This window comes from Solibacillus cecembensis, from assembly GCF_050272495.1.
In the GTDB taxonomy this organism is placed as follows: Bacteria; Bacillota; Bacilli; order Bacillales_A; family Planococcaceae; genus Solibacillus; species Solibacillus cecembensis.
Genome location: NZ_JBNNMF010000002.1, coordinates 217,571 through 241,066 on the forward strand (window position 1 = coordinate 217,571; position 23,496 = coordinate 241,066).

At 32.8% G+C, this 23,496-nt stretch carries 17 protein-coding genes and 3 pseudogenes; 7 read left to right on the forward strand and 13 right to left on the reverse strand.

Annotation, left to right across the window (positions count from 1 at the left end; all coding sequences use genetic code 11):
* Positions 1-38: 38 nt before the first annotated feature.
* From ACQKIH_RS02835 to ACQKIH_RS02850, 4 genes are all read right to left on the reverse strand, one after another.
* Positions 39-1,229, reverse strand: a complete 1,191-nt coding sequence (locus tag ACQKIH_RS02835) for a glycine C-acetyltransferase (protein ID WP_427763327.1) — start codon at positions 1,227-1,229, stop codon at positions 39-41.
* A 57-nt stretch (positions 1,230-1,286) separates the two neighbouring features.
* Entirely contained in the window at positions 1,287-1,904 is a 618-nt protein-coding gene (locus ACQKIH_RS02840) for a YczE/YyaS/YitT family protein (RefSeq protein ID WP_427763328.1), read from the reverse strand.
* A gap of 47 nt (positions 1,905-1,951) precedes the next feature.
* A complete protein-coding gene (ybaK, locus tag ACQKIH_RS02845) occupies positions 1,952-2,443 on the reverse strand; it encodes a Cys-tRNA(Pro) deacylase (RefSeq protein ID WP_427763330.1) in 492 nt (163 codons plus the stop codon).
* A gap of 92 nt (positions 2,444-2,535) precedes the next feature.
* Positions 2,536-3,348, reverse strand: a complete 813-nt coding sequence (locus ACQKIH_RS02850; RefSeq protein ID WP_427763332.1) for a putative metalloprotease CJM1_0395 family protein — start codon at positions 3,346-3,348, stop codon at positions 2,536-2,538.
* Positions 3,349-3,606: 258 nt separating this feature from the next.
* Here ACQKIH_RS02850 and ACQKIH_RS02855 point away from each other — a divergent pair, with 258 nt between their 5' ends.
* On the forward strand, positions 3,607-4,467 hold the full coding sequence (locus ACQKIH_RS02855; protein ID WP_427763334.1) for an EAL domain-containing protein: 861 nt from the start codon (positions 3,607-3,609) through the stop codon (positions 4,465-4,467).
* Between the two features lie 75 nt (positions 4,468-4,542).
* Here the strand turns inward: ACQKIH_RS02855 and ACQKIH_RS02860 are convergent, their stop codons facing one another.
* The gene (locus tag ACQKIH_RS02860) at positions 4,543-5,139 is read right to left on the reverse strand and encodes a TetR/AcrR family transcriptional regulator (protein ID WP_427763335.1); all 597 of its coding nucleotides are present in this window, start codon (positions 5,137-5,139) and stop codon (positions 4,543-4,545) included.
* A gap of 203 nt (positions 5,140-5,342) precedes the next feature.
* Between ACQKIH_RS02860 and ACQKIH_RS02865 the strand changes: the two genes are divergently transcribed.
* The 4 genes and pseudogenes from ACQKIH_RS02865 (at position 5,343) to ACQKIH_RS02880 (ending at position 9,338) form a co-directional block, all read left to right on the forward strand.
* A complete protein-coding gene (locus ACQKIH_RS02865) occupies positions 5,343-6,452 on the forward strand; it encodes an NAD(P)-dependent alcohol dehydrogenase (RefSeq protein ID WP_427763337.1) in 1,110 nt (369 codons plus the stop codon).
* A 95-nt stretch (positions 6,453-6,547) separates the two neighbouring features.
* Positions 6,548-6,739: pseudogene (locus ACQKIH_RS02870) on the forward strand (IS5/IS1182 family transposase); the annotation flags it as partial.
* A 132-nt stretch (positions 6,740-6,871) separates the two neighbouring features.
* On the forward strand, positions 6,872-8,329 hold the full coding sequence (locus ACQKIH_RS02875; protein WP_057986572.1) for an aldehyde dehydrogenase family protein: 1,458 nt from the start codon (positions 6,872-6,874) through the stop codon (positions 8,327-8,329).
* Between the two features lie 460 nt (positions 8,330-8,789).
* Positions 8,790-9,338, forward strand: coding sequence for an EAL domain-containing protein (locus tag ACQKIH_RS02880; RefSeq protein WP_427763338.1), 549 nt, complete (start codon positions 8,790-8,792; stop codon positions 9,336-9,338).
* Between the two features lie 37 nt (positions 9,339-9,375).
* Here ACQKIH_RS02880 and ACQKIH_RS02885 read toward each other — a convergent pair whose 3' ends face one another.
* On the reverse strand, positions 9,376-9,849 hold the full coding sequence (locus ACQKIH_RS02885; RefSeq protein WP_427763339.1) for a GNAT family N-acetyltransferase: 474 nt from the start codon (positions 9,847-9,849) through the stop codon (positions 9,376-9,378).
* A gap of 210 nt (positions 9,850-10,059) precedes the next feature.
* Here ACQKIH_RS02885 and ACQKIH_RS02890 point away from each other — a divergent pair.
* Positions 10,060-10,380, forward strand: a pseudogene (locus tag ACQKIH_RS02890) (toprim domain-containing protein); the annotation flags it as partial.
* Between the two features lie 195 nt (positions 10,381-10,575).
* Here the strand turns inward: ACQKIH_RS02890 and ACQKIH_RS02895 are convergent.
* From ACQKIH_RS02895 to ACQKIH_RS02915, 5 genes and pseudogenes are all read right to left on the reverse strand, one after another.
* Positions 10,576-14,100 (reverse strand): SIR2 family NAD-dependent protein deacylase, encoded by a 3,525-nt coding sequence (locus ACQKIH_RS02895; protein ID WP_427763340.1) that lies wholly within the window; start codon positions 14,098-14,100, stop codon positions 10,576-10,578.
* A 1,180-nt stretch (positions 14,101-15,280) separates the two neighbouring features.
* Positions 15,281-15,493: pseudogene (locus ACQKIH_RS02900) on the reverse strand (hypothetical protein); the annotation flags it as partial.
* A gap of 32 nt (positions 15,494-15,525) precedes the next feature.
* Positions 15,526-17,031: a PIN-like domain-containing protein gene (locus ACQKIH_RS02905; protein ID WP_427763342.1), complete on the reverse strand. Its 1,506-nt coding sequence runs from the start codon at positions 17,029-17,031 to the stop codon at positions 15,526-15,528.
* 306 nt (positions 17,032-17,337) lie between these two features.
* Positions 17,338-19,530, reverse strand: a complete 2,193-nt coding sequence (locus tag ACQKIH_RS02910) for a DNA topoisomerase III (RefSeq protein WP_427763343.1) — start codon at positions 19,528-19,530, stop codon at positions 17,338-17,340.
* A gap of 100 nt (positions 19,531-19,630) precedes the next feature.
* Complete coding sequence (locus ACQKIH_RS02915; RefSeq protein WP_427763345.1) at positions 19,631-19,975, reverse strand: helix-turn-helix domain-containing protein; 345 nt, start codon at positions 19,973-19,975, stop codon at positions 19,631-19,633.
* A gap of 135 nt (positions 19,976-20,110) precedes the next feature.
* On the opposite strand from ACQKIH_RS02915, the gene ACQKIH_RS02920 reads away from it, so the two are divergent.
* Entirely contained in the window at positions 20,111-21,103 is a 993-nt protein-coding gene (locus ACQKIH_RS02920; RefSeq protein ID WP_427763347.1) for a DGQHR domain-containing protein, read from the forward strand.
* Between the two features lie 48 nt (positions 21,104-21,151).
* Here the strand turns inward: ACQKIH_RS02920 and ACQKIH_RS02925 are convergent, their stop codons facing one another.
* Both ACQKIH_RS02925 and ACQKIH_RS02930 read right to left on the reverse strand, forming a co-directional pair.
* A complete protein-coding gene (locus tag ACQKIH_RS02925; protein ID WP_427763349.1) occupies positions 21,152-21,856 on the reverse strand; it encodes a hypothetical protein in 705 nt (234 codons plus the stop codon).
* Complete coding sequence (locus ACQKIH_RS02930) at positions 21,846-23,483, reverse strand: site-specific integrase (protein WP_427763350.1); 1,638 nt, start codon at positions 23,481-23,483, stop codon at positions 21,846-21,848. The genes ACQKIH_RS02925 and ACQKIH_RS02930 overlap by 11 nt, the downstream gene beginning before the upstream one ends.
* Positions 23,484-23,496: the final 13 nt, after the last annotated feature.

Sequence of the window (23,496 nt, forward strand, 5' to 3'; positions counted from 1 at the left end):
CTAGAAACGAATTTTCCTGTTTCTAGCCTTCTCCATTATTACTTAATAACCCCTAACTCACGACCCACTTTTTCATAAATCACAAGCGCGTCATCAAGCATTTCTTTTGTATGAGCAGCAGTTGGCATGTTGCGCACGCGACCTGTGCCTTTTGCAACTGTTGGGAAGACGATTGATTTTGCATAAACGCCCTCTTCTGTTAAACGCTTTGAGAATGTTTGTGTTAAGTTTTCATCGCCAATAATACACGGTGTAATCGGCGTTTCAGATGCACCTATATTGAAGCCTAATTTTGCAAGTCCCGCTTTTAAATAATGACCATTTTCCCACAACTTATCATGTAGCTCCGTAGATTCCATGATGATTTCTACCGCGCGTGTAATCGCAGCAACATCGCCCGGTGGTAAAGCTGTTGAGAATAAAAATGGACGAGAGCGAACTTTTAACCAGTCGATTAAATTTTTCTTACCCGCTACATAGCCCCCAACAACACCAATTGCTTTTGATAGTGTGCCGATTTGGAAATCAATTTCATTTTGAAGTTCAAAATGCTTCACTGTGCCAGCGCCTTTACCCGTTACACCTGAACCGTGCGCATCATCTACATACGTAATTAAATCAAACTCTTTTGCGATTTCCACAATTTCCGGCAGTTTCGCAATATCGCCATCCATTGAAAAAACGCCATCTGTAATGACCATTACTTTATTGTAAAGACCTGATTCCTGTGCCGCCTTTGCTTTCGCGCGTAAATCGTCCATATCCGCATGGGCAAAAGGAATAATTTTCGCTTTCGATAAGCGGCAGCCGTCAATAATCGAAGCGTGGTTTAATTCATCTGATAAAATCGCATCATTTTTATCCATCACCGCAGAAATCGCCGCCATATTGCAGTTAAAGCCTGATTGGTAGCTGATTGCTGCTTCTGTGCCTTTGAATTTCGCTAATGTTTCCTCTAGCTTTACGTGTAAATCAAGTGTTCCGTTAATTGTACGAACAGCACCTGCACCGACACCATATGTATCGATTGTATTTTTGGCAATTTGTTTTAGCTCTTCACTTGTTGCTAAACCTAAATAATTATTTGATGATAAGTTGATTAATTGTTGACCGCGCACTTGAATGATTGGACCATTTGCACCTTCAACAGGATCGATTTCATTGTATAAACCTTGCGAGCGTAATGCGTCTAAATTTTCATCTAAAAATATCGTTAATACGTTTGACATGCTTAATCATCCTTTCCATTTCAACATTAGTTTCATTTTAGCATAGTCTGAATTTTTTTATATTAATGGCTCTCCGATAATTTGTTCGAGCTTCCGTTTAAAATAACTTAATGCAGGCTGAATGATATAGCCTGTCCCTAATGCTAAAATAACCGTTCCAAAGCCTACTGGACCACCGAGTAACCAGCCAAAACTTGCGGCAATAACTTCCATGATTGTACGTCCTGTTTTGACTGAATAGCCTTTGCTCGCAATAATCATCATGATCGTATCGCGTGGACCCGCACCCAGACTTGCGGCAATATACATTCCACAGCCTATGCTCATCACAAAAAAGCCCAAAACAAAATACAGTATTTCAAATCCAAGCACAGTTGTTGATGGCAATAGCCAGTTAAATAAATCAATGAATGAACCGATTAAAAGCATATTTAACAACGTCGCTAATTTTGGGAACTGCTTTAAATAGATGGAAGTGACACAAATAATAAATAGTCCTGTTAAAATCGACCACGAACCAATTGTTAAGCCGAATTGTTTAAATAAACCGATATGTAAGACATCCCACGGAGCTGTACCAATTGCTTTCCCTTTGATGGTCATAGTAATGCCAAGCGACATAACCATCAAACCAACAAAGAAACAGCCCCATTGCCATTTAAATTTCTTTGACACATAAATCCTTCTCTCTCTATATATAATTTGAACTAAAGACAGCTTGTTTACTCACTAACAATAATTGAGGCAAACTTAGCTTTCGTTGCACGTGCTAAGTCAGCTGGTGTGAGCTTTATTTGCATGCCAATTTTCCCTGCACTGACGATGAAATAATCGAGTGACTCGGCTGTTTCGTCGATATATGTTGGGAATAGTTTTTTCATACCAATTGGCGAACAGCCCCCACGTACATAGCCCGTTAAATCGAGCAGTTCTTTCACTGCTAGCATTTCAACTTTTTTCTCCCCAACCGCTTTTGCTGCAGCTTTTAAGTTAAGCTCGGCTGCTACTGGAATGACAAATACATAATAATGTCCTTTTCCAGCCGTTGCAATCAATGTTTTGTAAACACGTTCTATAGGCTGACCAATTTTACTAGCAACGGTCACGCCATCAACCGCTTCCCCATTTTCTGATGTGTATTCAAATACTTCATGAGCAATTTTTTGCTGTTCAATAAATCGAATAGCATTTGTTTTCACATTTTTCTTTGCCATCCTATACACCCCTTAAGATTTCATGTTAACTAGTATAACAAAAAATAACATAAAAAAGCTTACCCGCTATGATTTGGGCAAGCTTCCGTCCATTATGCTGATTGTGAAAAAGTAGGCTCGATGAAAGGATTGTAGCCCGATTTCACCATATTAATATGTGATGAATATTTTTCTACCGCTTTATTATACGTGCGCTGAAATAAAAGATTTTCTAACTCTTTTCCGAAAACCGTTCGTTCCTGCGGATCACGTGCAAAATCGCTTTGGAATCGCGCTGGCACCTCAAATGCAAAATTTTCTTCTGCAAATGGAGCGAACTCTTCCTCTTCAAAAACTTCGCCGTTTTCCTGTGCTCGTACTTGCTGAATTTGCGCGGAAGCACTTGCTGCAACACGTAAATCCTGTGCGGACGGCTCTGTAGGTGCTAATGCCGCTTGACGTACTTTTTCAAGAACAGATATTGTACTGTCCGATTCACCGGCACTTGGCATTTGAATAGATACTTCGCCACCCATAATATAACTTTGATCATCTGGCACCGTTGTATGCGTATAGCTAATACCGCCTGTCACACCTGCGCCAGCTGCTTTATGCGCGGTTTCATGGGCAATAACTTCTCTTTCTGTTTGCTTTAGTTGATCAATTTCTTTTTTTACTTCAGGTTGTACGTTCGATTCAAAAGCGGATTGCGGAGAATCTTTGCGCGCAGCTACATCTGCCTTATGCAAATCTTTTTCCGTTTTACCTGACAATAAATTTTCAAGCGCTTGAAGCATCAGATTTTTGCTCGCATCTGTATATTTAGCATGCTTTTTATAAGCATCTCCCACAGTTTTGCGTTGGACGGCGCGCTTTCTTTCTTCTAATTCTGGATTGAAACCATGCAATAAGCTCGAAATCTTCATCCTATTCACCTACCCTGTAATCACTAGTTTTTTCCGATCAATTTTACAAGAACTATATAATCATATATCGGTTTCCACAGTAAAAAATTCACCTTTTATACACATTTGAATCTAATTTACCATTAAAAACAATTCTAAAAACCTATAAACATTACTTGATATTATTAAATTTATTGTATTCTTTACATGAATTACATATAACAATTACAATCCGTATTTATAATAAAACTAACTTATAGAAAGAATGGGTGTTATGGAATGAAACTTTCAACTACTATTGATGCAAAAACATGGAATTCGCCAAGTTTGTTTATTAAATCACTACTGCTAAAAAATAAAGCCATTTTACATGTAACACGCTTATTTTCTTTGAATCATATTATGGCCAAGCAAGAAATGACGACCCTATTCCAACCAATTATGGATGTACAAAGTAATAAAACATTTGCCTTTGAAGCGCTCAATCGCCCATTTCAAACAAACCTATTTAAAAATCCAGACATTTTTTATGAATTTGTTGGTACAACGAATCGCGTCTTTTTATTCGAATGTCTATGCCGTAATTTATCTTTAATTCGGTACGATGCGCGTCGGCAACAAATGGCTTCAAATAAGAATTTCACGTTGTTTATAAATATCCATCCGAATATTTTACTCGACAAAAATTATCATAGCGGTGAAACATTGGCGCTGCTAAAATCTTTAAATATCGAGCCGGAGCAAGTGGTATTTGAGCTAACAGAGCGCAGTGCGGTAATAGATTTTGAAGAGTTTTCACGCGTCCTCTCGCATTATCGTGCACAAGGATTTCGAATTGCCGTTGATGATGTCGGCTCTGGCTATAACAGCTTAAAAACGCTTATTTACTTAAAGCCTGAATTCATTAAGCTTGATCGTTCACTCATTCAAAATATTAATGACCACCCTGCACAGCAGCAGCTTTTGACGGTTATTTTAAACTATGCGATTCAGTCAGGAACAAAGGTGATAGCTGAAGGAATTGAAACGAAGGAAGAATACGAATTTATTCAATCGGCAGGCGTCCATTATGCACAAGGTTATGCAATCGGTCGGCCAGCAGAAAAACTTGCGCATGCAAAAAGTCCACTTATGCCATAATCGTAGCTAGTGGACTTTTCGAAACACTCTATTGGCAAAATATCCGTTACAACTTTGCATAAGTTTCGCCTATTTTTATTCATCATTTAATTGAGTCATAAGAGGAGAATGATAATGTAACAAATTAATAATGCGCTTTGCCATTTCTACTGGTTCTGCATCATAACTACTTCGAATCCATTCTAAAATAAAACCATATATCCCATATGAACGATAATGAATAAAGTATTGTGCGTTAATTTCAGTAGCTTGATCCCCTAAAAAATACATGCGATTTTGAAATATATCTTGTAGTTCTGTTAATAAGGCTTGATTAATATTTGGTAACGTATTTCCCAGCACAAGTAAATCATAAAAGCTTCTATTCTCTTTAATATAATGAAATACGTCCGTCCCTGAAGCGTCCATTTTTCTTAAATCTAATATTGGATTGTCTCGCACTGGTTTACAAAATTCATGTAAAAAACCCCTCATTTCGAGAGCAATAATTTCTGCAGCTAGCTCATCCTTGCCATCGTAATGCACATAAAAAGTCGTCCGGTTATAGTTGGCCGTTTCTACAATATCCTTTACACGTACATTCGTATAACCTTTCTTTACCACAAGTATTTTTAATGTTTGCCTAAGTTGATCCTTAGTCCTTTCAATGCGACGGTCTTCTTTCTTTTCCATCAACCTTCCCTCCAAAATAGACATTTTTAAAATTATGTTGAATACCAATACATCTTTCAATTAGTTGATGGGAACCTATACAAAATTATCTTTTTAATGATTGAATGCAAATTTTCTGCTACCTATAATTAATTTATCTTTGAACGGGTAATACTATCATAACGAATGTATATTATTCGTTTCAACTTTTAGGAGGTATTCACATGAAAATTCAAGCAATGGTAACAACAGATGGGATTGATTTCGAACAACAAAACTTGGTTTTAGATGAGCCTAAATCTGATCAAGTATTAGTGAAAATAGTTGCAACAGGTGTTTGTCATACGGATGCAACTGTTTTAGATAAATCTACACCCGTTCCTTACCCAGCGGTACTTGGCCACGAGGGTGCTGGAATTGTAGAAAAAGTTGGGGCAAACGTAACAACAGTTCAACCAGGGGACCATGTTGTACTTGGTTTCACTTACTGCGGTCACTGCGATAATTGCCTAGATGGTAATGCTGGTGGCTGTGAAAACATGCTTCCTCTGAACTTCGGTGGTAAAAATAAACATGGTGAAACACCACTTCACACAGAAAACGATCAAGATGTATCTCAATTCTTCGGACAATCTTCTTTCGCTACTTATGCAACAGTTGATGAAGGTAATATCGTTAAAGTGGATAAAGATATCGACCTACGCTATCTAGGACCTTTGGGGTGCGGTATCATGACTGGTAGTGGAACTGTATTAAATTCACTAGCACCTGAACCAGGTACAAGCTTAGTTGTATTCGGTACTGGTGCTGTAGGCTTATCAGGTATGATGGCAGCAAAAATTGCCGGATGCCACCCAATCATTGCTGTAGACATTCATGACAGTCGTCTTGAATTAGCAAAAGAGTTAGGCGCAACCCACACAATTAACAGTAAGCAAGAAGACGTAACAGCACGAATTATTGAAATCACTGGTAAAGGGGCTCACTATGCATTAGAAACTACCGGTGTTCCAGAAGTAACATTAGCTGGCATTCACTCATTACGTGTAAAAGGTGAAATCGCTTCTGTCGCTGTTGGTAAACGTGACTTAACATTAAACGTGTTCACAGATATCGTTGGTCCTGCAAAAACTTTAAAAGGTGTTATTGAAGGAGACGCAGTACCACAATTAATCATTCCAAAATTAGTTCAATTCTTTAAAAATGGCCAATTCCCTGTAGATAAACTGGTGAAATTTTATGAATTTGATCAAATTGAACAAGCATTTGCTGATTCTAAAAACGGTTCAACTATTAAACCTATTTTAGTATTAGACAAAACTTATAATTTTTAAAAATTTTTCTATTAATTGAGTTAATTTCATAATTCCAATCTCTTCGGTATCAAGGGCTTTCAAACAATAAAAAAGGGGCACCTACAGCACGTAGCACTGAACTGTGGAAAAATCTATACAAAGAATGAACAGCCGTTGAGCGAGTAAACGCTTATTTAAAACAGTATTTTCAATTGAAAAATGTCCGTCATCGAACAGGGAGAAAGGCAAAACTACATTTCGACCTTGTGACGTTTATTTATAATTCCTGCAAATTAGCAGCAGACCGAATCAATGCCATCGTATAAAATCAATAGCAAACAGCTTAATCTTTAAAAACGTAAGTTTTGAATTAGTAGCAGTCTAAGCTTTTGAAAAAGATGATTTATGAAATTGATTCAACTGGAAGTATCTTTAATTTATTATTTGGAGGAATTTTTATGAGTCAATATTTTTCATTAAACAAAAGTTATATTAATGGTGAATGGGTAGCAGGTGAAACTGATCGTGTATATAACGATTTAAATCCATTTGACGATACTGTATTAGCCAATATTTCAATAGCTTCGAAAGCGCAATTGGATTCTGCATTCGAATCAGCAAATACAGCACAAAAAGAATGGGCAAAAAATGCTGAACTTCGTAAAACTGTTATTGAGAAGGCAATTGCCTATTTTAAAGAACATCAACAAGAAATTGTAGAAGTATTAGTTACAGAATCTGGTAGTAGTGTACTTAAAGGTAATGTAGAAGTTAGCTTTGTTATTGCTGATTTAGAAGAATCTTTAAAAATGATTGACAAAGTTGGCACAGTAAAAACAGTAGACTCTGCAATTCCTGACAAATTGAATAAAGTTTATCGCTTACCACTTGGTGTCATTGCATCTATTTCACCTTTTAATTTCCCGCTATATTTATCTATGCGTACTATTGCACCAGCATTAGCATTAGGGAACACAGTTGTGCATAAAGCAGATCTTCAAACAGGTATTTCAGGCGGTTCTGTTATTGCAAAAGCGTTTGAAGAAGCGGGCATTCCAACAGGTGTATTCAGTTCAATTCTTACAGATATACCTGAAATCGGAGATACGATGATTACGCATCCGCATTCAAAATTAATTAGCTTCACAGGCTCAACTGGTGTTGGTAAACATATTGGTAAAGTTGCCGGTGAAATGTTGAAACGTACTGCACTAGAACTAGGTGGTAATAACCCATTCGTTGTCTTGAAAGACGCAGATATTGAACAGGCAGTAAAAGCAGCAATCATGGGTAAATTCTTACATCAAGGTCAAATTTGTATGAGTATTAACCGCATTATCGTGCATGAAGATCTATATGAAGAATTCGCTAGTAAATTTGTAGAACGTGCAAAACAAATTCCATATGGTAATCCAAAAGATCCATCAACAATCATCGGTCCTCTGATTAACCATGCACAAATCGATAAAGTATTAGGCTTTATTGAAGAAGCAAAAACTGAAGGCAATGAATTATTATTAGAGGGGCAACGTGTAGGCAATATTTTAACACCATTCATCTTTGGTAATGTTGATAATGCTAGTAGTTTAGCACGGAGAGAATTCTTTTCTCCGGTTGTGTCACTTATTAAAGCATCCACTGATGAAGAAGCGATTGAAATTGCTAATGACACTGAGTATGGTTTAACTTCTTCTGTTTTCACAAGTGATTTAGCAATCGGTGAAGAAATGGCAGTGTTAATTGAAGCTGGTATGACACACGTGAATGACCAAACTGTTAACTGCTTATCCAATATTCCGTTTGGCGGTATGAAAGGCAGCGGAATGGGTCGTTTCGGTAACCCATGGATTATTGATGAATTTACACAAGCAAAATGGGTATCTGTTCAAGTAAAACCAATGAACTATCCATTCTAAGTGACCGATCACAATCTTTAAACTTAATGTCAGTTATAGCTCTGTGATTAGGAAAAAATCCTACTCTTGCCACTGAATTCTTCACCATATTAACAATTTCATTTTATGTATTGTCCTTCATTTTGGAAAAGCTATGTTATGAATATAATTAAAATAGTTTTAAAATGGCTGGTGATTATTTTATTTACCAGTCATTTTTCTATTAATCAAATTTCATATCTTTTAACAAATATGAAAATCCATTGTTAATGGGCTTTACTCCTTTTTCTTGTTGCTACATATACTTCTGTATACTACTTTTCCAACCAATATTGGATGTGCAAAGCAATGAAACATTTGCCTTTGCAGCACTTAATCGCCCTTTTCGTACAAACCTTTTTAATAATCCAGATAACTTTTACTAATTTGTAGCCATACGAATCATGTTTTTTCATTTGAATGCCTTGGCCGAAATTTATCATTGCTTCGATACCATGAAATAGTTCACCAAACATTCCCCCAAAAAAATTTCACGCTGTTTATAAATATCCATCCAAACATATTACTCGATAAAAATTACCAGAGTGGTGAAACATTGACGCTGTTAAATTCTTTAAACATCGAGCAGGAACAAGTGGTGTTTGAGCTAACGGAGCGAAGTGCAGTGACGGATTTTGAAGAGTTTTCACGTGTCCTCTCGCATTATCGTTCGCAAGGCTTTCGAATTGCTGTTGATGATATCGGATCCGGCTATAACAGTTTAAAAACGCTCATTTACTTGAAGCCAGAATTTATTAACCTTGACCGTTCACTCATTCATGATATTAATGAGCATCCTGCACAGCACCAACTTTTGACGGTCATTTTAAACTATGCAATTCAGTCAGGAACAAAGGTGATAGATGAAGGAATTAAAACGAAGGAAGAGTATGAATTTATTCAAACGGTAGGCATCCATTATGCGCAAGGTTATGCAATTGGTCGGCCAGCAGAAAAACTTGCGCATGCAAAAAGTCCACTTATGCGATAATCGTAACTGGTGGACTATTCGAGGTATTTTCCTGAAACTAAAAAGCGCTATTTATTCTTTTCCGCATGGAAACGACTTGAATATTTTGCCCTAAGATGTTTGGAATCATTTTCTCTCCTACAATTTCAAATCCAAGTTTACGATACAATTGAATATTGCCTTCCTCACTGCTTCGAACTTTGCAAGTAACATGGCACTTCCCTTCCATTGTTGCTTGCTGTTCAATAAAGCGAACGAACTGCTTGGCATAACCTTGTCCTTGCATAGATGGAATAACTGAAAGACGAGAAAAATAAAGAGCATCCTCTTGAGATACAACTTTTACAATCGCGATTAACTGTTCATTTATTTTCCCACACCATACACGAATCCCCTTTTGCAATTCTTTTTCAATCGTTTGTGACGTTTCCACTAACGCACTCGATGGAATCGGATCCTCCTTATAACGTTCGAATGCGAGATGCATTACTCGGCAAATATTTTCTGCATTTTCACATGGCTCAATAATCATTAATAGCCTCCCTTTTATGTATAATTATTCGTTACTAACTATAATAATACATTAAATTCCAAACAACAACATTCTATACATGTTTTTATTGCATCAAAAATATAAAAATACACCCTCTCTACCGAATATTGAGTGGGGGCACGAAGCCATTCTCCACTAACACTTGTGGTATATTAGACAGTAAATAAGGTAATAAAGGGGTTAATATTTATGGCAAAAAGTGTCGTTATTGCGGAAAAACCGTCAGTAGCACGTGATATAGCAAATGTATTAAAGTGTACGAAAAAAGGAAATGGCTTTTTAGAAGGCGACAAATATATCGTGACATGGGCACTCGGGCATTTAGTAACATTAGCTGATCCCGAAACATATGATGTGAAATTTAAAAATTGGAATTTAGAAAATCTTCCAATGTTACCTGAACGCATGAAACTTGTTGTAATGAAGCAAACAGGTAAACAATACAATGCCGTGAAAGCGCAGTTAACACGTAATGATGTCAATGAAATTATTGTGGCAACGGATGCTGGGGTATCTCTATGAAAATCACATGTACAAAAATCCTAAATTAAAATTGATACTGGAAAATCAACAATATCTAAAGTTTTAATACTGCACAAAATTACCTGAAGTATTTTGCACATAAATAAAAGCTTACCTTTATAAAAAATTACAAAGATAAGCTAATTGGTACTGATAAATTCAACTGACTATGTTTTAGAAATTCTAATGGTTGTACCATATATCACTGTTTTTTCTTACCTCTGGCAAACGATGATTTTCTATGTAGCTAATCCAAGTTTTTAAATCCAGACTCCCATTTGAAGCTTTGTCTAAGTATGTTACAAAGCCAGCTACGTTAGAAATTAATTTAAATTCTTCTAAAGTGTTGAAACTAATTTTTTCGTCCTCTATTAAAACTAAATATTCATTAATAAATACTTGTAGCGATTGATACTCTTCTTGAGTAAATATATTTGGGCAATTCTTTAATATATAGTTTAAATTTTCTATTACACTTTCAAAAGTTTTTCCAGTACTATAATGTAACATTGAAAATAGTTCTTGTTTAACTTTGTCAATTTTCAATTTATCTTGTTCAGGGTTCATTAAAGCACAATAATCATATATACAAAGTAAGGCTTGTTTTACAGCATTTAAATCTTTAGATTTTAAACTGTTTATTACATCTGTAATAGAATATCTGATTTGTATTTGAAGTTTTTCAAAACTCGGTATCAAAAGAAAACATAAGTCATTTCTTTTATAATCAATCTTCTCAAAAATTTCTTTTAACTTTTCATAATCCTGATCTTGAAAAGTATCTAATGGTGCTACCGGTAAAATATTATTCTTCAAACATACAACTACCAATTTCAGATAGTCTGACAATGGTAAAAATACTGTGTCTTCTTTGATATCACGTAACAAGCCAACTTCTTGGTTATCCCACCATTTTAAAAATTTGTCTAACCATATTTTATAGTATTTTGAATCAGGTCTTTTTTTATTCTTAATTCCTATATAATCTGGAAATAGCCCATTGATTTCTTGAAAATAATTAGCTAACCCTGCATTACTCGAGTACACCCCATTATTATAAAAAGTAGGGATATCTTTCTTTAAAAATGAAGCAATGGCATTAGAGTTATTATCTTTATCAGAATTTGTTAATTTATCAAAAACATGACTATAAATAAAGTCGCTAATACCCTGACTGTTGGTTTTGGGTAGTGTAATTAGAACCTCAACAAATTTCCGTTGATATTCTGCTAATAAACTTTCAGTTTTAATTAGAAAAGTCAATCTAATCAGTGAACCTTCTCTTATACTTAAATCTTCACTCTCTTTTAGTAAGTTTAACAGTTCTAATAATTTACTTTCTTTTATATCTAATCCTGTTATGTCATTTGCACAAGAAAGAAGAGTTAAAAAAGGTTCGAAAAAATCGTTTATATAAAAAGTCTTTTCCTGCTGCCACTGTTTATATAACTGTAAATCTAATAACTTTTCAAAGAAAGATTTTCTATCCTGTTTATTTTTATCAAATGTAATTCTTTTTAATAGGTTTTCTAATACCATTTTTAGTTCATTATTGTTTCTAAAGTGTTCTTGTTTTTTTAAGAACTGAATAACCTGTTCATCAATATCTAATTTTTCTGATCGACTTAAAGCAAAATAAATCCTAGAAACTATCTCTAAAACTAACACTTCCTTAAGTATAGGATACTCTTTTTGCTTTAAACTTGTTTTTAATATATCTACAAGAATAGTTAATTTTTCTTTCTCTATTAAATAAACATATTCCCTAGAGAATAGATTATGAACTTCTTTTAAATCTACATTTTGTATTCTTTTTACGAGAGAATAAATAGGGTAAAGTATGTCTAAGTTTTCTAAAGCCAACAAATACTGCTGTTTGTCTACAAGAGGGCCTTTATACCATTCTTTTATGCAAAGTAAAGCGTAAGAATCGAGTAATTCTTTTTTGAAATAATCTCCAACTTTTGATGACACCTGTTCTTTTCCAGGATCGAAACCAGGAATTTTTTTTGTCCCTAAATCGTACCTATAAGGTTTTATGGAAATCATTAATTGCTCTAATTCTTGATTCACATTACAGTTTTTTATATTTAAAACCTTTAATCTGTCATAACTATAGTTTAAATCTTTGTTAATTATGCCTAGAAGATAAAGAGCTATGCTTTCTAAGGAAAGTAATTTATAATCATCTTCTTGAATGGCCAATAAACTTCTAATTAGTTGTAGTACGCTTTCAAGAATGCTCTGGGCTTTTTCTTCCTCTTTTACTGTTAATAATAAATTTGCTTTTTTTATTCTAAAATCAATTTCACTTTCTTTAACCTCCCAGTCATTTAATGCTGTTTTAACGAAATCTATATCGTTGAATACTAAGTGTAATAATATTTCTTCATACACTATTTCATTCTTTTGACTATGGGTTAACTCGCAACTTTCTAATAAAGCTTTATATTTATAAAAATCATCTTTATTACAATCCAAACGTGTGCTATTCATTAAAAACCAAAGTATCATATATAAATCGTGAGAATTAATATCTTCAATTTCGTTAATCAACCTTTGTAAGTGAATTTGTATAGGATATTCTAATGGTATGCAAAAAATCTTATAGCACCACAATAATTCTTTTAAATAACTCAAGTTTTGATAACTTTTAATATCCTTTAAAGAAAGTATGGCATCATTGCCAAATCTCCTAATATTTTCAACATAAGTACGCCTTATATGGTTAGGTAGAATTATCCAACCGGGAAAATTTTCTCTATTATATTTCAGATCCTCTAAAGGAATATTTAACTTGTTATAAGTTCTAAATGGCCATTTTGTTTTTTCTTCCTTATTTTTAAAATGGAGAAATTCAAATAAATCTAAAAACATCGCTGTATATGGATTTTTCTCTTCACAATATAATTTTTTAAAGTCAATTAAGGTAATACCTTTAGATTTTAAGTATTCTCCACGTTTTTCTTGATCATAACCTATCATATAAATTTTAGGCATATGTTCTCCTAAATTGTCTTTCACCCAAGAAATCCATTTTTCAAAGTTGGGATCATCTCCGGAAAAACCAATTAAAACAAAAGTAGTTTCCATTATCGACTGTTGTACCATATTAACAAAAGGACTAAATTTTATTGGGTAATTTTCATAATCTTTATTCGAAAAAATAAAAGGTCTATTAGAGGGAAAACTCCCATGCAATTTAATAATTCTAGGAGATACAGAGTTAGGTATATCGTTCATATCATAGATAACCTGATACTTACGTTCATAAACTTTTTTCTTTGTTCTTTCTAACAAAGTGTCATAATTAGTAGTATAGACATCGGCCCAAGGTAAATTTAAGAAATTAAAATGTAAATCGTCTGGTTGATAATTATCATCCGGAATCGCTTCTTTTAAAATTTCATCTAAGCTAGCCCTTCCATACTCATCTTCGTAAATTTCGCTTATTTCAAGAATATCTTTTTTTTCGATATCTACATGATGGCTCAATTGCTTGACTAATATATTTTTTAAGTCATCCCATAAAGCCATACCTTTAAAATTTTCATCGATTTTACTAGCGTTTAAGCTAAATCCAGCTCCAACCATTACAGAAACTCGACTTTTACCATCTTTTGACCAAAGATTATCTCTAATCATTTCTAAATGTCTAAACATTCTTAAATTATTTTTGAAAAATTCTTCAACATTTCTGTTTTGCAACACAACTCATCCTTTCGTTTATTTACTTAAATATGACTTTTTGTAATATGGGATTTTATAACTTTTAAGGATTTTGTAAATTTAAATGTAAAAATATATTGTAATATTTTTTATATTTCAAAAGGGGAGGAAAATGGTTATTTTAGATTTTGGCAAATTTAATTAGTAGTTAGAGATAGATGCTCTGTACATCGAAATGTAACAGATGCAACAGAGTGTTATCTGGAATATAACAAACTATTTAATTAATCAAATGGTACCACCAGCGGTGAGAAATATTAAGTTTAAAGGGAGAATAAAAAATGCAGTCAGCACAAGTTACACATACTCTATTCAAATCATTTTTAGACAACTTGACTACTTCTGGTGCAGAAGAATTAAGTGAAAAAACTAAATCTTATTTAAAAGGCTAAAAAAATCTTGGAGAACTTCAAGACGTGAAAAAGAATTTATTGAACTATTGTTAGAAAAAAGTGAGAATGATTTTTATATTATACACTCGTTAAATCCCTCGGAGCCGGGTATAGTACTACTTAGTAAAAATTTAAAGGCTATTATGTTTATTGCAATTATTACCACAAAATCTGATTTCATTAAACTATATAATTCAAATCTGATTTTGGATCTGCTACATATTCATTCTTTTCAAGAAGGTGAAGGTAAAAAATTAATGGCCACTTTTGTTGAAATTTAGAAAAACTGAATATCCCAGGTTCTTTATGGACGGAATCCATCAATAATATGAGATATTTCAAGCAATATGGTTTTGAAAACCTAGGTAAATTAGGTTCGAATAATGAGTATTTAATGAAGTTACCAATATAAAAGATATAAAGTCTTTTGAAAAATAATAAAGTAAAGGCATTTTAAACTATTAGTCACTATATTCAACTAAAGTGCGCTTTCGTGGAAACATGGAAAGGGCCCTTTTAGCATTCTTATCTTATTTGTTAAGTTCTGGATAGGTAACATTTAGTCGGACAATTTTTATAGAGGTTAAGGAAGAATTACTAAGCCCTTTAACGAAGAAGTGCTTTATATGGAACAATGGGCATGATAGCCTCGTTTGGCTAAGCCAGCAATATTTAGCTGGCTTCTTGGCTCAACCAATCATGCCCATAGAGGCTCCATTTCAAGCAACCTGTCCATCCCTTATGCTTTAAAGGAACCCTTAAAAAGGTTATCCAAAAGTGTTACCATTCCAGGCTTTTAATAGATCAGCAAAAAAATTATTTAAAGGTTCAGGTTCAGCCTCTTTCTCTTGCTCCTTTAAGTACTTTTGAACACTTCACTTATCTACTTTACCGCCGCCTTCTTTTTTACGATGAGCTTCAAATGCAGATAATTTCTCACGATGACCACATTTACATACGAAGATTTGGCCTTCGCATTCAAAAAGCTTTCAATTTTGAAGGATTTTTCATTTTATTCATTCATTTCGCAGTTATAACAATATACCCCATGTAGTTCATCAAAGAACATTCCACATTTAGAACACAATTGATAACCATCAGAACATTTTGAACAAACTAAACCTTCCGTAGCATGTTGATAATCAGCAGGCTTAAAACAATCTTTACAAAGCATTAGATCACTAACATCCCCTTTTACATCAAAATCAGTGTGTTCTATTTCAGTGTCTAATATAGAAATATTTTCGATATTTAAAGAAGTATTTTCGAATTCTTCAGTAAACTGAGTGAAATCCGCGACATAGTTAGCAATAATTTTTCCGGCTATATTAATTGTTACTTCATCATACTGAACGAATTCACTACTTGCAGTTGATTCAATAGTTCCTTCTACATTAGCTGATATTCGAGCTTCAATTTCAAATGAATCTTCGGAAAAACTTATATTTATTTCTTCAATTTCTAATTCATTAATATCGGTTAATTCAACATCAGTTAAGGGGTACTCAATATATGGTTGTAGTTCTCCCCCATGGATTAAACGACTTGTGAAGGTTGTGTATAGTTCTATTAAATTATCAAGACCGATATCTTCAATTGAATTTAATATTATATCCTCACAGTTATCTTCGATAAAACTTTCCATAGCTGATTTTATATCTTCATACATTAAAGAAAGTAAGGAACTAAATTGACTAGTTCCTAACATTATGAATTCTCTTCCAGATTCTGAAATTTCATTAAATTCTTTTATTAATTCTTGTTTAGGACCTATAAGGACACTATTATTTATTTCCCACCAGTCAGGTTTATTATCTTCCATTATAAAAATAATGTTTTGATTATGCTCCTGTACTTTTTGTAAAATTTCTTTCCAAATTATTAAGTCACCAAATTTAGCTCTGTTGCTCAGATCTTTTGTATCTTTATTTCCGTCTTTATAACCTGGAGGGATTGCATATTTAAATCTAACTTCACCCTCTTGATATATACTCAGTAATTCATTTAAAGTGAATGGGGAACCAATCTTGCCACTACTTATAATATTATGAATAAATGTTTCAATGTTATCTTCTCTAAATAATAGGCGGTTTTCTTGTTCGTCAGATGTTCTTTCTTGACGAAAAAGTGTCAGTCTATTTTTTATAATTTCAATACCATTATTTAAATCATTTTCTAATTCAATAATTCCATTGATATTGTAATTTCTGTAACGAAGATGAAGTTTACCATATTCATTTTCTAAAGAGTCTATATGCTTAATATAATTGTTAATTATATTTCTAAATTTGTTCATTTCACGTTGTTTTACAGAATCTTTTTTATTTGAATATTCATTATAAACTTGATGGGGAATCCAGAGTTTATGTTCTATAGTAGATAAGTTTTCTATTATTTTAGCTGTTAAATCTGGAGAACATTCAAAAAAGTGTAATAAGGAAGACGTATCAAAAACAATTAAGGTTTGTTCGTCTTCAATTAAAGTTTTAAAAAGCTCTAGTTCGATGTTTTGGCTCATTGTACCAACTTCCTTTACGTTATTTCTATTTATCGTTATAATTTTACCATTTTATCTCTAAATTGGTTAGATTGTTTATAATTTCTTTATAAATTAGTTTATAAAATGATAGCTTAACTCTATTACTCATGAGAGATTAGAAGTGGAAAAATATACCATTAGAAGTGATAAATATTTAAAGAAACAAAATAGATTGGAATAGAAGAAATTCTAAAATATTAAAAAAATTTTTTAACACTAATAAAGCACCGTAATCATTGATTTTATACAATAATTACGGTGCTTAAATGAATACTAATAGTCTACTTAATCAAGTTTCATACCTTTTAATAAATTTGCAAAAGGGTTATTTAAAGGCTCGTCCTCCTTTTCTTGCTGCTTCAAATACTTTTGAACACTTCGCTTATCTACTTTACCGCCGCCTTCTTTTTTACGACGCGCTTCAAAGGCAGATAGCTTCTCGCGGTGACCACACTTACAAACGAAGATTTGGCCATCGCCTTCACCATGTAGCTCTAGTTTCTTCTTACATTGTGGGCAACGAGCGTTTGTTACACGGGCTACATTTTTCTTGTGACCACATTCACGATCCTGACAAACAAGCATTTTACCCTTTTTGCCATTCACCTCAAGCATAGGCTTACCGCAATCAGGACATGATTTTGTTGAGATGTTATCATGCTTATATTTTTTATCACTTGCTTTGATTTCTGAAACAATCTTTTGTGTATGCTGCTTCATTTCATTGATAAATACTTCTTTCTTCAATTTACCTTTTGCAATTAGTTCAAGTTTTTGTTCCCACTCGGCAGTTGTAGCTGGTGAGCGTAATTCTTCTGGTACTAAATCTAAAAGTTGACGACCTTTTGAAGTAATATAAATATCTTTACCACCACGTTGTTCAATCATAAATGAATTGAATAGTTTATCGATAATATCTGCACGTGTAGCAACTGTTCCTAATCCACCAGTAGATTTTAACGTATCGGCAAGCTGCTTATCGTTTGTTTGTAAATACTTTGTTGGATTTTCCATTACAGATAGTAAAGTAGCCTCATTAAAGCGTGCAGGTGACTTTGTTTGACCTGATGTTTGTGCAATTAAACGAACTTCTAATGTTGCACCATCACCAATTCTTGGGAACACCTGCTCTTTTAAGTCGTCATTCGATTCTTCATCCTCAAAGCGGTTTTCATATACCTCTTTCCAACCAGCTGTTATGATTGTTTTACCTTTTGCAACAAAACTTTCATCACCAATTTTTGCACGTAGTGTCAATTGTTCAAACTCATGTGCTGGATATAGAACTGCTAAGAAACGCTTTACAACTAAATCATAAATTTTACGCTCTTTATCATTGAAGTTTGCAAAGTTCACGTATTCTTCAGTCGGAATAATTGCATGGTGATCAGATACTTTAGAATCGTCTACAAATGCTTTAGAAGCTTTAATAGGCTTTACTAACACTTTATTAACAAGTGAACGATATTCGCCGATACCGCATGCTTTTAAGCGCTCTGGTAACGTGCTAACAATATCACTTGAAATAAACCTTGAATCTGTTCTTGGATATGTTAATACTTTATGTTGTTCGTAAAGCTTTTGCATAATGTTTAACGTTTCTTTTGCAGAGTAACCAAAAATTTTATTAGCATCACGTTGTAACTCAGTTAAATCGTATAAACCCGGAGCGAATGTTTTTTTAGGTTTACGTTCAATTTCATCAACTTTAGCATTATCGTTGCTAATTTTTTTTACAATTGCATCGATTTTCTCTTTATCAAAGCTACGTGAATTACCTTTTGGATCTTGCCAGGTTAACTTTAATTTATCGTTAGTTTGTGCTTCGATACCGTAATAGGTTTGGGGCTTGAACTGTTTAATTTCATCTTCACGAGCTGCAACCATAGCAACTACTGGTGTTTGTACACGACCACAGTTTAATTGCGCATTAAAACGTGTAGTTAAGGCACGTGTAGCATTTAGACCGATATACCAGTCTGCTTCACTACGTGCGACAGCAGCATGGTATAGGTTTTCGTAGTACTTACCAGGCTTAAGGTTCTCAAACCCTTCTTTAATAGCCTTGTCTGTAACAGATGAAATCCATAATCGTTGAATAGGTTTTTTATATTTAATTTTTTCTAGAATCCATCTAGCAACTAATTCACCTTCACGACCGCTATCAGTACCAATAATACAACTTGAAACATCTGCTCTCTCTAATACGTGTTTCACCGCGTTAAATTGTTTGCCAGTCTGTTTGATTACCGATAACTTTAATTTATCAGGTAGCATCGGCAGGGACTCTAAATCCCAATTTTTATATTTAATGTCATAGCTTTCAGGATCTGCTAAAGTAACTAAATGACCTAAAGCCCAAGTTACTATATATTTATCCCCTTCAAGATATCCATTTCCTTTTTTGTTACACTTCAATACTCTTGCAATATCTCTTGCAACAGAAGGCTTTTCAGCAAGTACCGCAATTTTAAACATAAAAACACCCTTTCTTATGATGCAAATATAACACAGAACGATTTATCAAATAATGTATGAGCTTTTGTAGGTGTTTAAATAGTTCATGTGAATAGAATAATTATTTGTACGTCTCAAATATATTGTTTGCAATATCTATTAACAGTTTAATCTCTTTTTCCGATTTATCTTGCATATAGCTAGTGAATACTCGTAATAATTGCTTTTTCTCTAATGTTAATTTATTTAATGGTGACTCTAGTTCAAATAGTTCTTTAGCGTTAATTTCTAACCCTAAAGCAATTTTTTCTAACGTTTGTAAAGTAATATTCCTATCTCCTCGTTCAACTCCTGCTAAGTAAGAAGTTTGTAGTCCACATTTTTCCGCTAGTTCTTCTTGAGTTAATTTTTTTCGCTTTCGAATCTCTCTAATATTAATACCAACAATATCTACTATCTGTTCCATTCTAATCACCTCACTTAAAGACTATGTGAGGCACAAATTCACTTGAAGTTTCATAAAAGTACATTTTATTTGTTTTAAGTACTTATAAGTACTATTATTTAATTTGTAATATTTTTAAAGGAGTGTTTTATTAATATGAGTAATAATTTAAGTGCAAATATAGTAATTGAAAATATCGTTCAGTCTAAAATGAGAGGGAGAGTAATATATCAAGGATCTGTTTCATCTCAGGTAGCGGTAAACTTTTGTTATTCTAAACTATTCAATGATTCTTCTGGTAAAGGCTATCAGCGACCTATAAATAAAAAAAGATGTATGGACTTTGCTGATTATTTGTCTCAAGGAGAAGATTCTTTATATACGCCCATTTTGCTTAATGCATGTGGACATTGGGAATTTCACGCTTATGATAAGCATAGAGGGAGTTATGGACGATTAATTTGTAGAAAAAAGGGGACTTTAATGGATGGACAACATCGTTTAGGAGGGATTCAGGAATATATTAATGAAACAGATAGCACGTTAACTGTTCCCTTTTTAGCATTCCATTATTTAGACGATGATGATGAAATTAAACTATTCGATGTGATTAATACTAAGGCAAAAGGAATCGGTACATCATTAAGCCGATATTTAAATCGACACAATGATGATTTCGGCTGGATTGCAACTAACCTGATTCTTAAGCCAGAAAGTCCTTTTTTTAGTAAAGGGACTTTAATTGGACGTCGTACAAAAGAAAAACATATTACTCTACAAAATTTATATCAACTTGTAAATTTATTAACAAAAAAATCTCCAATTGCAAAGTTACCAAAAGAGAAAATATTAAATATTACATTATTATATTTTAATTTGATTAAGGAATTGTTACCTGATCAATGGAACGATTATAAAAATTATCGTTTAACACATATCACATGTTTAAATGCATTGGCGATAGTAGGCAATGGCTTAATCAATGACGCTTATTCAGAAAAAATACAGCAAATAGATTCAATCAAAGTTGCAAATAAACTAATAAAATTAAGCGAAATAGATTGGTCATCAAATGGGGATTTGAAATATTTAAAAGGAACTTCTGGAACAAAAATTTTAACTGCCGATATAAAGAGTTTTTTGAATTGATATAATATAAAGGCTTCTACTGTAAAAGCTATTTACAGTAGAAGCCTTTTATAAATCAAATTCATCCTTTAAAAAAGACATTGCGTCTTCTTTTTTATTGATATCATCTGTTGATAAAATCTCTTCAGAAATATCTACTACATCGACGTCGAACTTAATATTCTTAAATGTCATATGCTTATCCGTATTATTTTTAACATCTATGAGCTTGCTATTGATGTTAAATTCTTTTAAATGAGGCGATTTCGAGTAAAGGTGGGGATATAAGCTCGATGCTACTGTTGCATTATATAATTCCTCATAATATTTTGCTCTTTGAAGCTGTTCTGTAAATTGTTGTCTATATTTTATAGCTTCATTTTTATAATTACTTAATTTCTCATTTTCAGCTTTTAATAACTTTAATTCAGAATATAAGGTATCTATCATTTCTTCTAAAGAATATAGTTCTCTTATGATACCGGCTTTGTTATCACCATGTTTTTCAAAAATCATTTCAATGTTAGGTAAAAAAACTCCATCTGAATTGTTTAAAGGAATTGAACGTATAACAGGATTATTTAGCTCCTGTATAAAGTCTTTTAATCGTCTACTCCAAGTGTTTCTTCCTATCCCTGTTTCTTCTTCCAAAAATGAAGGGGTAATTTTTTTACCTTTAAATTTATATTTCAGCTTAACTGCTAGCTCCTTTAGCTCTGAATCGGTGTATTCTTTTGGTCTCCCAGGTCCTGCAGTATTATCTTTAGAACTCATGACTTCTATCACTCTCCAATATCTTGACGTCTATTGCAGCTTTTAAATCCATATAACTTACAAGATTTCTTGATGTGGTTTGTAATAAATTCTGAGCAGCCCTATTGTTATTATTTATACTATTAGTAACTATATCTTTCATTAAATCTATTGCGTTTTCAATTTTAAATTTCATTTGGTTAGATCCATTAATCAACCATTCCAAACCTTCTTCGAATTCTGAAATAGAGGGTTTGAAAAAGTATTTATTACAAAATCTGCAGTCCCCAATACAATTCATTGGAAATTCTTTCTTTAAATCTTTACAGATCCCAAAATCGACCTGTCCAACAATTTCTTCTAAATCTAATTCTTCATAAGAAATCGTATTACCAATATCGAACATATAACGTTTCCAGCCCATTAATCCACCTGAAAACTTTTTAGAAAAAGAAAATCCTAACTTTTTCTGAGCCATTAAATATACATAGGATGTGGCAAATTGCTTCGCATGAGAGAAATATTCATTTTGTGTGTAAATGCTTTGATGACCTGCCATATTTGCTACAGAAAGCATATTAAACCCTTGCAAACACATATTGATGATTGCAAAATGTCTGGTATCTCCAAATCTAACTTTTTCAATTTCATTAATCTGATATAAACCGCTAACTACTTCATCATAAAAATCATCCAAAATCGAATAAAAGTCCCGTCTATTTAATCTATGGTTAGATTTACTTCTATTATGTTTTTGAGGACGATTATAATAATAAAAATCTACAGTAAATAGATAGGGGGAATCGTTATTAAACTGAGTAGTAATTTTATTAATAATATTAATTATAATATTATACGTTGCTTCATCAATTTCTAACGACTCTTCGTTATTATTGTTCTTAATTCTATAAATTGTAATGAAATACTTATTCTTACCATCAATTTGACTAGAAAACAAACAGTCCTTCTTTAAAAGTAAGAATTCAGTTGGTCTCTGAGGAATAATATTTGTAATTAACCACCATAACATTATTGGCAAATATCTAATAGTGTTTTCCATCGCATAGTTTCTAAAATAATCATTAATAATTTCGTCAAATTTTAGAACATCTTTTAACTTTGGTAATTCTCTATTATGATATTTTTTGTATGGGAACTTTTCGCAAATATTAATGAATTCCTTATTATTTTTAATCTGGATAAACTTTAAGAATAGTTTTAAATCACTGGCTAAATTTCCACCATGATTTTTATTTTTCACATATTCCTCATATAAAAATAATTCTAATTTTGAGCCGTCTTTTAAACCCCCACTATGCAAAATACATTTCTTAATATTTTGTAGTTCGTTATACACAGTCATTGTTTTTTTATTAGATTGTAATCGTAATAATACATACGATTTTAGATGCTTTTGTAGTAAATTATAGCTCTCTGTATCAAAAGAAAATTCAACGTACATGTCTTGTAATTCATCTAACACCTTCCAATTCGTTAACTTATATTTACCTTTTATTAAATTTATTTGTAGTAAATTATTAAACATTTCTTCGTATTCGTTCTCATTAAATGTTAAAGCATTTACCTTTTTGACTTTTTGCATTACTAAATTATCGGCATCGTTAGATATATTCAGTTTTAATTCCACTTATAAATCACCT

What these genes read in the sequence shown, in the direction of transcription:
- ACQKIH_RS02910 (WP_427763343.1), bottom strand. Translation starts at nt 19,530, where the DNA reads ATGTTTAAAATTGCGGTACTTGCTGAAAAGCCTTCTGTTGCAAGAGAT.
- ACQKIH_RS02885 (WP_427763339.1), bottom strand. Translation starts at nt 9,849, where the DNA reads ATGATTATTGAGCCATGTGAAAATGCAGAAAATATTTGCCGAGTAATG.
- ACQKIH_RS02915 (WP_427763345.1), bottom strand. Translation starts at nt 19,975, where the DNA reads ATGGAACAGATAGTAGATATTGTTGGTATTAATATTAGAGAGATTCGA.
- ybaK (WP_427763330.1), bottom strand. Translation starts at nt 2,443, where the DNA reads ATGGCAAAGAAAAATGTGAAAACAAATGCTATTCGATTTATTGAACAG.
- ACQKIH_RS02905 (WP_427763342.1), bottom strand. Translation starts at nt 17,031, where the DNA reads ATGAGCCAAAACATCGAACTAGAGCTTTTTAAAACTTTAATTGAAGAC.
- ACQKIH_RS02835 (WP_427763327.1), bottom strand. Translation starts at nt 1,229, where the DNA reads ATGTCAAACGTATTAACGATATTTTTAGATGAAAATTTAGACGCATTA.
- ACQKIH_RS02925 (WP_427763349.1), bottom strand. Translation starts at nt 21,856, where the DNA reads ATGAGTTCTAAAGATAATACTGCAGGACCTGGGAGACCAAAAGAATAC.
- ACQKIH_RS02865 (WP_427763337.1), top strand. Translation starts at nt 5,343, where the DNA reads ATGAAAATTCAAGCAATGGTAACAACAGATGGGATTGATTTCGAACAA.
- ACQKIH_RS02860 (WP_427763335.1), bottom strand. Translation starts at nt 5,139, where the DNA reads ATGGAAAAGAAAGAAGACCGTCGCATTGAAAGGACTAAGGATCAACTT.
- ACQKIH_RS02875 (WP_057986572.1), top strand. Translation starts at nt 6,872, where the DNA reads ATGAGTCAATATTTTTCATTAAACAAAAGTTATATTAATGGTGAATGG.
- ACQKIH_RS02850 (WP_427763332.1), bottom strand. Translation starts at nt 3,348, where the DNA reads ATGAAGATTTCGAGCTTATTGCATGGTTTCAATCCAGAATTAGAAGAA.
- ACQKIH_RS02855 (WP_427763334.1), top strand. Translation starts at nt 3,607, where the DNA reads ATGAAACTTTCAACTACTATTGATGCAAAAACATGGAATTCGCCAAGT.
- ACQKIH_RS02920 (WP_427763347.1), top strand. Translation starts at nt 20,111, where the DNA reads ATGAGTAATAATTTAAGTGCAAATATAGTAATTGAAAATATCGTTCAG.